Origin of the sequence: Acidisphaera rubrifaciens HS-AP3 (genome assembly GCF_000964365.1) — a bacterium.
GTDB classification, from domain to species: domain Bacteria; phylum Pseudomonadota; class Alphaproteobacteria; order Acetobacterales; family Acetobacteraceae; genus Acidisphaera; species Acidisphaera rubrifaciens.
Map to the genome: position 1 here is coordinate 1 of NZ_BANB01000260.1, position 3,836 is coordinate 3,836.

At 72.8% G+C, this 3,836-nt stretch carries 2 protein-coding genes; one reads left to right on the forward strand and one right to left on the reverse strand.

Features of this window, described 5'->3' with window-relative positions:
* Window positions 1–325 precede the first annotated feature (325 nt).
* Window positions 326–2,083 (forward strand): tetratricopeptide repeat-containing sulfotransferase family protein, encoded by a 1,758-nt coding sequence (locus B8460_RS08895; RefSeq protein WP_048861237.1) that lies wholly within the window; start codon window positions 326–328, stop codon window positions 2,081–2,083.
* Between the two features lie 106 nt (window positions 2,084–2,189).
* On the opposite strand, the gene B8460_RS08900 is transcribed toward B8460_RS08895, so the two are convergent.
* A partial coding sequence (locus tag B8460_RS08900) for a Hint domain-containing protein (protein WP_048861238.1) occupies window positions 2,190–3,836 on the reverse strand: 1,647 nt, incomplete at its 5' end.

Consider the following 3,836-nt stretch of genomic DNA (forward strand, 5'->3'; position numbering starts at 1 on the left):
GGCGCCCGATGGGCCGACACCGAAAAGAAGACACCCGACGCCCGGCAGCGCCTGCCGCTCCGGCGGCGGCGGCCAGCGATCCAGTCGCGACGAGAGCCATGTGATGGCGGGCGGCGTGTCGGTCATGGCGCGCAGCCTGTCACGCGCCGCACGCACGATGCCACACGCCGTATGTCAGAAGCGGACGCAGGTTCCGGGACGGCGCGACCGGCGCGACGCGCGCCCGGCGAGGCCGCCCGGGTGTCGCGCGGTCCAGTGAGGGCGAACATCCGCGACCCGTGCGCGCAATCTTGAGCGATGGGCCGCCGCGCGGCAGGGTAGCGGCATGGCGGACGCAGAAGGGGACGGGCAGCGCGTCGATCCGGCCGAGGCGCTGGCCCGCGCGATCGCGGCCCTGGCGTCCGGCGACGCAGGGGCGGCGGTGCTCGCGGCGAGCGATGCTTGTCACGCGGCCCCGGGCGACAAGCGGGCGCATTATGCCTATGGGCAGGCGTGGCTCGCGGCCGGGGATGCGGGCCGTGCCGGGCAGGCCTTCGCGGCGGCGGTGCAGCTCGATCCGACATGGGCGGACGCATGGGTCAATTACGGCGTCGCCCGCTATCGCGAGGGGTCCGTTGAGGACGCCAAGCGCGCCATGCGCCATGCGTTGCGCCACGACCCGTCCCATGCCGGCGCGACCGCCAATCTCGGCGCCTTCCTGCGTCTCACCGGCGACGTCGACGCCGCCGAGGCGCTGTTGCGGGCGACGCTCGCGCGCGCGCCGGACAACGTAGCGGCGCGGCTCAATCTCGTCGCCGACCTGCTGCAGCAGGAACGCCCGGCGGACGCGCTGAAGTTGCTGCGGGCGCAGCGATTGCCGGCGCACAATGCCGCCGCGCTGCGGCACTGGCGTCTGCAGGAGGCGCTGGCCTTGCTGCATCTCGGCCGGCCGGCGGAGGCGCGCGGCGTGCTGGCGGCGCTGGACGCGCAGGGGCCGATGCCGCCATCCGTGGCGCCGCTGCGTCACTGGCGAGGCGTGCTGCTGGCGATGGCGGAGGGCGACGTCGCGGGGGCGGCGCGGATGGCCGCGACGATGGCCGCCGCGCTGGAGGCGATGGGGCCGGACGCGGTGGCCGAGCATCGCATCATGGGCCATTACGATCTCGCGAAGTTCTGGTCCGGCCTTGGCGCGCATGACCGCGCGTTTGCGCACTGGTCGGCCGGGCATGCGCTATTGCGGCCGACGCAGCCATTCTCCCGCGCCGAGCACGCGGCCTTTGTCGACGCATGCATCGAGGCGTTTTCCGCCGATCGCCTCTCGGCCGGACCGCGCGCCGGCAACGATGACCGGACGCCGGTCTTCATCGTCGGCATGCCGCGGTCCGGCACGACGCTGTGCGAGCAGATCCTGTCGGCGCATCGCGACGTGCACGGCGCGGGCGAACGTGCCGCGCTGGCGCAGGCCTTCCACGCGCTGGGCGGCGGGGAGGACGCGGCGGCGGCGCGCCGGATCGCCGCTCTCGATGCGGCGACGCTGGACGCGGCGGCGGCCGCGTATCTGTCGGCGCTGCGGGCGCTGTCGCCGGGCCGGGCGCGCGTCGTCGACAAGATGCCGGGCAACTATGCGTATCTGGGGCTGGTCGGGCTGCTGATGCCCGCCGCGCGGATCATCCAGTGCGTGCGCGATCCGCGCGATATCGGCCTGTCGATCTTCACCTTCCGTTTTCACGGCCATCATCCGTACGCGCACGATCTGGGCGATCTCGGCTGGACGATCGCGCAGCAGCTCCGGCTGATGGCGCATTGGACGGCGGTGCTGCCGGGGCGCGTGCTGACGGTGCGGCTGTCGGACTGGGTGGAGGATTTCGACGCCACGCTCGCGTCGGTGCTCGATCATATCGGGCTGCCGCCCGATCCGGCTTGCGCGCGGTTCCACGAACAGGAGCGCCGGGTGCGCACGGTCAGCCACGCGCAGGTGCGCCAGCCTGTCAACGCGCGCGGCCTCGGCCGGTGGCGCGCGTATGCGGAGCCGCTGGCGCCGCTGATCGCCGAACTCGAAGCCGGCGGCGCGCTGGATGGCTGGGAGCGCCCAGAGGCCGACTGAGTTCCGGCGGTTACCATGACGCGCGAGTGACACGGCGGGGACGCCGGGCGTCGCGACCGTCAATCACAACCTTGCGCCGGACAGTAAATCTCGGCGGAGGAAAATCTTAGTGGCAGGTCAGTTGCTCGGGTCCGTCCAGGCGCAACTCCAGCGTCGCGGCGCCTGGCGGCAACGTGAGGCGGGCGTCGCCGTTGGTCCAACGGGCGCCGCCGCCCTCCGCCGCCCACCAGCCGCTGGTCGCGCGCGGGCCGTCCAGCGGCACGCGCTCGCCATCCAGCAGCGCGGCGCCGAGCCGCACGCCGAGGCGGCGGCGGTCCTCTGCCCATGGCCGCGCGACGGTCGGACGGACCGATGACGAGACCAGCCGCAGCTCGCGCGTGCCGAGCGGAAGCGCATACAGCTGACGCGTGCCGCGCACCGCGACCGGGCGCAATGCGCGTTGGCCTGCGAGCACGTGCAGGGTAGGGGAAGGCACGGGCGGCGGCGCTACCGCCCCGGCGCGCTTGGCGATGCGCTGCCAGATGCGGGCGGCGAAGGCGTCGTCCGGCGCGCGCGGCGCGCAGGCGGCCACCAAGCGGTCTTGCAGCGGTCCCGGAATGGCCGCCTCACCGCTGAAGAAGCCGGCAAAGCCCTCCTCCACATAGCTCTCGGCCGGCACGCCCTCGGCCGAGAGCAGCGCGTGGCGATCGAGCGCGATATGAACGTAGGAAACCGTCGGGCGCGTGAGCTCCTGCACCACGCTGACGCCGTTGAGCAGACGAAAGGCGCGTAACAGATGGCCGTCGAAGAGAAGGCAGTGATCGGGCGAGAGCAATAGGTCGCGCGCCGGCAGTCCAGGCGCGATCGCACCGGCGCGGAGGCGGATCGGGGCGGCGAGCTCGGGATCGCTGTGTGCGGCCAGAGCAAGGCTGCGCATACCCACCCAGCGCACGATCTCGACCGAGGCACGGCCCGCCGCGTCGGTGGCGATCACGGCGTCGCCGGGGCGCAGCATACCCGCCGGACGGGGTCCATCGGGCGTCGCGATCGCGGTCGCGGCCTCGAAGCACAGCGGCTGCGAGCTGGTGATCACGGTGTCGACGCTGCCACCGATCAACTCCGGCATGATCGAAAGGTCGGAAAACATCACACCCGGTAGCTTTAGCGTCACCGGTCCGAAGAGACTGTCCAGCGTCAGCGTCGAGCCGCTGGTGCTCTCGTTGGTGAGCTCGAAGTTCTGCAGGACGATGGTGTCGCCCTGGAGGAACCCGTCGAGGGCGGCGGCCGGCCCCACTGGGTTTGATCCGACGCTGGAGCTCAGCTCGAGCACGGAGTCGACATCCGGCTGGAAGGTGATCGCGCCGGTGCCGGCCGCGTCCGCCGTTTGCCCGAGGATCAGCGTGCCGCCGTCGAGCGTGGTGCCGCCGGTGTAGGTGTTACTGGCGGTCAGATCGACCGTGCCGGGGCCGTCGATCGCCAGCGTGCCGGCGCCGGCGTTGCTGCCGGTGCCGCCCGAGCCGGTTTGGTCGGCGATCACCCCGCTGATGGCGAGAGTGGTGCCGGCAAGGGGCGCGAGGGTGATGGCCTGGTTGCCCTGGATGAAGATGCCGGAGCCGTAGGCCGAGCCGTCGAGGCTGGCGCCGCCGGGGCTGGTGCCGCCGGTGACGGTGCCGGCGGCCAGCGAGCCGGACTGCACGACCAGTGCCGCGCCCTGCTGGATGAAGACGTCGCCGCCCGCGCCCAGTCCGCCGCCGCCGTTGAAGGCGCCGCCTTT

What these genes read in the sequence shown, in the direction of transcription:
- B8460_RS08895 (WP_048861237.1), top strand. Translation starts at nt 326, where the DNA reads ATGGCGGACGCAGAAGGGGACGGGCAGCGCGTCGATCCGGCCGAGGCG.